At 70.5% G+C, this 5710-nt stretch carries 5 protein-coding genes and 2 pseudogenes; 3 read left to right on the top strand and 4 right to left on the bottom strand.

The genetic code is table 11. From position 1 onward, the window contains the following. Nucleotides 1–108 precede the first annotated feature (108 nt). Nucleotides 109–225: pseudogene (locus tag ACZ6CZ_RS37490) on the top strand (AsnC family transcriptional regulator); the annotation flags it as partial. A gap of 6 nt (nucleotides 226–231) precedes the next feature. Beyond that, nucleotides 232–1152: an Lrp/AsnC family transcriptional regulator gene (locus ACZ6CZ_RS37485; protein WP_469030486.1), complete on the top strand. Its 921-nt coding sequence runs from the start codon at nucleotides 232–234 to the stop codon at nucleotides 1150–1152. 301 nt (nucleotides 1153–1453) lie between these two features. Here the strand turns inward: ACZ6CZ_RS37485 and ACZ6CZ_RS37480 are convergent, their stop codons facing one another. From ACZ6CZ_RS37480 to ACZ6CZ_RS37465, 4 genes and pseudogenes are all read right to left on the bottom strand, one after another. Then, nucleotides 1454–1903, bottom strand: a complete 450-nt coding sequence (locus tag ACZ6CZ_RS37480; RefSeq protein WP_469030484.1) for a HEAT repeat domain-containing protein — start codon at nucleotides 1901–1903, stop codon at nucleotides 1454–1456. Next, nucleotides 1900–2472: pseudogene (locus ACZ6CZ_RS37475) on the bottom strand (transposase); the annotation flags it as partial. The gene ACZ6CZ_RS37480 and the pseudogene ACZ6CZ_RS37475, both read right to left, overlap by 4 nt. Beyond that, on the bottom strand, nucleotides 2450–2686 hold the full coding sequence (locus ACZ6CZ_RS37470; protein WP_469030481.1) for a transposase: 237 nt from the start codon (nucleotides 2684–2686) through the stop codon (nucleotides 2450–2452). The gene ACZ6CZ_RS37470 and the pseudogene ACZ6CZ_RS37475, both read right to left, overlap by 23 nt. Nucleotides 2687–2750: 64 nt before the next feature. Continuing rightward, the gene (locus ACZ6CZ_RS37465) at nucleotides 2751–3023 is read right to left on the bottom strand and encodes a hypothetical protein (protein ID WP_469030480.1); all 273 of its coding nucleotides are present in this window, start codon (nucleotides 3021–3023) and stop codon (nucleotides 2751–2753) included. A gap of 1058 nt (nucleotides 3024–4081) precedes the next feature. Between ACZ6CZ_RS37465 and ACZ6CZ_RS37460 the strand changes: the two genes are divergently transcribed. After that, complete coding sequence (locus ACZ6CZ_RS37460; RefSeq protein WP_469030477.1) at nucleotides 4082–4921, top strand: chitosanase; 840 nt, start codon at nucleotides 4082–4084, stop codon at nucleotides 4919–4921. Nucleotides 4922–5710: the final 789 nt, after the last annotated feature.

Genomic DNA, 5710 nt, shown 5'->3' with positions numbered 1-5710 from the left:
TCGCTACGAGCGCAAAGCCGAACACTTCCTCGCCTTCACGAGCCTCGCATGCACCCTGATCTGCTACCGCAGGCTCGCCAAATGAGATGACCTCTTAGCCTCACCGATCAGCGGCTGGTGGCCGCCCTGCAGTGCGACGGGCGTCTGCCGGCCGAGCGGGCGGCGCAGGTGCTCGGCCTCGGCGCCGCCACGGTCCGCCGGCGCCTGCACGCGCTCACGGCGGACGGCACCGTGCGGGTGGTGGTCTCCCCGGTCGCGCGGCCGCGCAACGGCGGCTCGGCCGGCGCCCTGTTCCTCCGGATCCGGGTGCTGCGGGGAAAGCTCGACACGATCGTGGCCGCGCTCGCGGCACGGGAGGACATCCCGTTCATCGACGTCACCACCGCCGGTGACGAGATCTTCGCGGTGGCCCGGACCGAGCCTGGCTCGCGCGACCCGCTGGTGTTCCGCCAGTTGCCTTCCACCCAGGCGGTCACCTCCCTGGAGAGCGCCACCATCCTGCACGTCTTCCGGCTCACCTCCGAGTGGCGGCACACCGTCCTGAGCCCCGCCGAGCGCACCGCTCTGTCCCGGACCGATCCGCAGGCGGAGCCGGCAACAGCGCGGGTGCGGCCATCCGCCGGCTCCCCGGGACCGTACGGCATCGACACCGATCCCGTGGAACAGTCCCTCATTGACGCGCTCACCCCCGACGCCCGGCTCCCCGCCGCCGCGCTGGCCGCCCGCACGGGCCACCCGGAGACGACGGTGCGCCGGCGCGTCACCCAACTGACCGCGCAGGGGCGGCTGGTGACGCAGGTCCTGGTCGACCCTCGCCGCCTCGGGCTGCCCATCGAGGCCAAGCTGCTGCTGCACGTGGCCCCCGACCACCTGGCCGCCACAGGACAGGCCCTGGCAGACCACCCCGCCGTCCACGGCGCGTTTGCGACCTCCGGCCCCTCGAACCTGCACGCCGCCGCATACTTCCCCGATCTGACCGCGCTCTACGGCTTCCTCTCCCGCGACCTGTCCGGGCTCGGAATCACCCAGGTGGAGACCGCGATCGTGAGCCGCGCCGCGAAACGTACACCGCCCCTGGGCGGCGAGCTCCCCGCCCGAGCCACCGCCACGCGGCGTCGGCCGCCGGCCCGCGTGGGAGAGGGGAAGGGGTAGCAAGCGGGTCACGCGACCCGCGCAGAGCCGCGATGGACGTACCGACACTCGTCACTCCCGACTCCGCAACAACCCGCGCGCACCGCAGAGCCGCAGTGAGGGGTCCCGCCGGCGCCGCCGGACCCGGCCGCAGCAGGTCGGCGGCGCGCTCAGCCGCGCAGCGCGCCAGCGTGGGCTGGTTCTATGGACCAGCGGGAAGCCAGTTGGCGGGCAGGCGAACCTCGGGTGGCACTGCAGTACCGATTTCCGCGAGGAGCCCCTCGTGGAAGGTCTGGCTGAGTCGAAAGCAGGGACGCAATAGTCAAGAGTTGTGGGTGAGGCCCTTCTGCTCGACAGCGGTGAGCTCGGATGCTGCGAGCCGAGCCTCCTCGCGAACCTCTGGGTCGGGGTGATCAAGAAAGTGCTCGATCAGCGGCCGGGCCTGCGGGTCGTGGGTGGCCCCGAGGACGTAGAGCGTGTGGACGAGGAGTTGGCGTTCCATCGTCGGCATGGCTGCGGTCAGCGGTTCGACGAGGGCCAGAGGCAGGCGGTAGTGGTCGAACGCCTCGCTGGTCGAGTTCAGGGCGGACTCGCGCACCTTGGTCACCGGTTCGTTGACGGCCACGCTGACCGGACGTCCGACGACCAGGCGAGCGGAGTCCGCGTCGAGTGCGGCGCCGCGCAGGAGGTCCCCGAGGATGTCGGCGGCGACGTCCCGACGATCCGGATCGCGGTCGCTCAGAGCTTCGAGTGCCTCGAACATGTCGTTCATGCTGCCACCTCGGGCCGCTCGACCAGGACGCCGTTTTCGAAGCGGGCGCCGGCGCGGACCAGCGGCACCAGGTGGGCGCCGGTGATCGCGCGCCATCGCGCCTGAGCGGACTCGACGAGCTTGAACACCATCGCCAGGGCAGCAGCCGGGCTGTCGGAGCCTCGTGTGACCTTGGTGCGGAGTTTGACCGTGGAGAAGGTCGACTCGATGGGGTTCGTGGTCCGCAGGTGGATCCAGTGCTCGGCCGGGAAGTCGTAGAAGGCGAGCAGCTCCCCCCGATCGTCGGTGATCTTCGCGACCGCCTTCGGGAACCTGGCGCCGTAGGCGCGTGCGAAGGCCTCGATCACCCGCTCGGCATGACCACGGTCCTCGGCGTTGTAGATCTACTGCATCGCCTTCGTCGCGCCAGGCTGTGCGGACTTGGGCAGGCAGTTCGTGACGTTACGGCTCTTGTGAACCCAGCACCTCTGGTGCCGTGCGGCCAGGAAATTCTCGGCGAGCGCACGCCACAGGCCCATGACGCCGTCCCCGACCACCAGCTCGGGGTCACGCATCCCGCGGCGGCGGCAGGGCAAGGGCTTGGCCGATGCGAGGCATCCCCAGCATCACGCTGCGCCCGCGGCGGATGACCGAGACGGCCTGCTGGATCTGCGCCCGCTCCTCCTCGGTGAGGTCGTCCAGGTCCGCCTTGACGCGGTTGATCAGTCGGCGGACCCGGCGGATCTCCTCCTTGGACGGCATGGCCTCGGCGCGTGCCCAGTCGTCCGCTTCGAATGCGGACATCGACCTCTCGCGGCTTCGCAAGAGGTCTGCGTCATACGCCTCCAGGTCAGGCAGGTAGGAGACGTCAGTGTGGAAGTGTTCGCAGCCCAGGCAGCGAAAGCGCAGTGGGGCAGCTGTGCCCGCCGGCCGCCACGTTCGTGAATTCCCTGCACACGCCGTACGCCGTGGCGACCTCACGCCGTACGTGCTCGGAGTCCAATAGCCCCTGGACCCGGCGCCACACCCGCTTGCCGTGCCGGTCGAACTGCATGACCGCGACCCGGTCGATGGCTTCACGCCGCCTGTCCTGGCCGATGCGGTAGTACGCCTGGCTGGTCTGCAGCTGGCGATGGTCCATGAGGTCCTTGAGGACTTCCGGCTTGACGCCGCCATCAGCGTGCCGTTGCGCGAAGCTGCCCGGTACGCGTACGGGAAGATCTTTCCCTTGTCGAATGGCAGGAGTTTCGTGACGAGCTCGCCGTCCACTTCGACCTCGATGGGCACGAGGAAGACCGGCAGGGCGCGGACCCAGTTCCGGTGCTGTTCCCAGATTCCTGAGATGGGTTTGGCTCCCCACGGGTTGGCGACCGGAGAGGGCAGCAGCTTCAGCTCGGGTGAGGGGGCGTCGGGGAAGCGCCGACGTACGCGTTCCTGCTGAACGGTAATCACCGCCGCGGTCACCTTCGCGATCGGGAGCCGTCTGCCCAGCCGGAAGGCTTTGTGGTTGTCGTGGAGGAGCACGGGACTGCCATCCGGCTCTCGCTCAAGGCAGTCCAAGCGGAGCCAGCAGACTTCGTCGGGCATCACGCCACGCCGCAATGACCATCGCGCCCGGGTGGCGCACTGAGGCCCGTCGCGGCTCCGCCCGGATGCGGCGGGACGTCGGAGTGCCGCGCAGAGTACCAGCGGCGGGTGACTTACGGTTCCCTTGCCCGGTTCGACAGGACGGCCGCGGCCTGCGGTCCCGCGCTTCCTTCGCACGTTGCGCGGACCCGCTTCGTCCCAGCGGCGCGGGCCGGGCCCGGGCCGCCGCCGCGACCGGCTGCGGCCGCCTGCGCCTCCTGACTGGCGGAAAAGGGCACACGCCTGCCGCCTGCGGGCGCCCACCACCAGCGTTGGCGGGGGCCGCCGGACGGTAGGTCGTCCTCCGTCGGATGGGCGGTGCACCGGGCAGCGGTCCGGTTTTGTCAGGCGCGGGCGGCCTGGACCTCGCCGGCGTCGATCAGCGCCCGGCGCAGCCGCTCGGTCTCGGCCGGGCGGTCGGCCGCGGGGAGGGCCGGCGCCGCGGGGGTCGTCCGATCCTACGAACTTCCCCCGCGCCGGGTTACTTGGTCACGCCGCCTTTGATAGGAAACTTTCCTACCAGTGGGCGGTACGGACCGAACCGCCCACGCCCACCCCCCACTTGGAGCCCCTGTGGTACACGCACACCGTGATCCGGCAGCCCCCGCCCGTCTCTCCCGCCGGACCGTCGTCGCCGCGCTCGGCGCCGTCGCCTCGGGCACCCTGCTCGGCGTCTCCCGCGCGGGTACGGCCTCGGCCGCCGCTCCGGGCCTGGACGACCCGGCGAAGAAGGAGATCGCCATGCAACTGGTGTCGAGCGCGGAGAACTCCTCGCTCGACTGGAAGGCCCAGTACAAGTACATCGAGGACATAAACGACGGACGCGGCTACACCGCCGGCATCATCGGCTTCTGCTCCGGCACCGGCGACATGCTCGACCTCGTCCAGCTCTACACCGACCGCAAGCCGGGCAACGTCCTGGCGAAGTACCTGCCCGCCCTGCGCCGGGTCGACGGCAGCGACTCGCACGACGGCCTCGACCCGGACTTCCCCAGGGACTGGCGCAAGGCCGCCCAGGACAGCGCCTTCCAGCAGGCCCAGAACGACGAACGCGACCGCGTCTACTTCAACCCGGCCGTCACCCAGGGCAGGACCGACGGCCTGCGCGCGCTGGGCCAGTTCAGCTACTACGACGCCCTCGTCATGCACGGCGACGGCGACGACCCCACCAGCTTCCGCAACATCCGCAAGCGCGCCCTGCGCAGCGCGAAGCCGCCGGCCCAGGGCGGCAACGAGACCACCTACCTGAACGCCTTCCTTGACGCCCGTGTGTGGGCCATGAAGCAGGAGGAGGCACACAGTGACACCAGCCGCGTCGACACCGCGCAGCGGGTCTTCCTGCGCAAGGGCAACCTCGACCTGAACACCCCGCTCGACTGGAAGGTGTACGGGGACAGTTACCACATCGGCTGACCCGCGCGACCCGCAAAGGGAGCGGCCGGCCGGGCCCGGTGCGGCCCGGCCGGTGGGGCGCACGTGCATGCCACGCCCCTGACGAGGAAAGATCGGGTGAGCGTACGACCTACCCCCCCGGCGCTCTCGGGCCGTGCCGCTCACGTGTCGACGCGCCGCTGAGACCGCGGCAGGAGAGGGGGCGCACGGAGTCGGGGCACTCGCCGGAGCGAGCGGACGCTGCCCGGCGGCCTCCCGAATCCTGCTGCCGCACCCGGAGCGAACGCATTGCATCCGTCTTCCGTGCGGTACGCGTACGTCTTACGGGACAGGCGGCGGTCCACACCGCGCAAAGCGGAACCCGCACCGACTCTCTAGGCCGCGCGGCCGGGGGGCGCCTCAGGGCCGGTTCACCCGCTGGGGGGTGTAGGCGCTGACGAGGTAGAGCGCCTCGTCGTCGAGGGCGATGCGAGCGGGGTGCCCGTCGGGGGCGTACCGCGCTGCCGCACGCACGCGCAGCCCTCGATGAAGCCCGCACCGCATGGGCCGATCTGACAGGCCGCCGCCCGCTGTGACCAGACCACAGCACCACGACAGGGCAAGAGCCAGGCCGGGTCCTCGACCTGTCTCATGCGCTGGTTGAGTGGGTCAGGACAGGGACCGTTGAGTTGCGGGCCCAAGGCCACCGCCCGGGTCGGTGGCCACGCTGAAAAGGCTTAGAGGTCATCTCATTTGGCGAGCCTGCGGTAGCAGATCAGGGTGCATGCGAGGCTCGTGAAGGCGAGGAAGTGTTCGGCTTTGCGCTCGTAG

The organism is Streptomyces sp. NPDC041135 (genome assembly GCF_055592085.1).
This window is presented reverse-complemented; position numbering and strand designations above follow the sequence as displayed.

Coding starts and splice junctions, on each gene's coding strand:
- ACZ6CZ_RS37480 (WP_469030484.1), bottom strand. CDS start 1,903: ATGAACGACATGTTCGAGGCACTCGAAGCTCTGAGCGACCGCGATCCG.
- ACZ6CZ_RS37470 (WP_469030481.1), bottom strand. CDS start 2,686: ATGTCCGCATTCGAAGCGGACGACTGGGCACGCGCCGAGGCCATGCCG.
- ACZ6CZ_RS37465 (WP_469030480.1), bottom strand. CDS start 3,023: ATGGACCATCGCCAGCTGCAGACCAGCCAGGCGTACTACCGCATCGGC.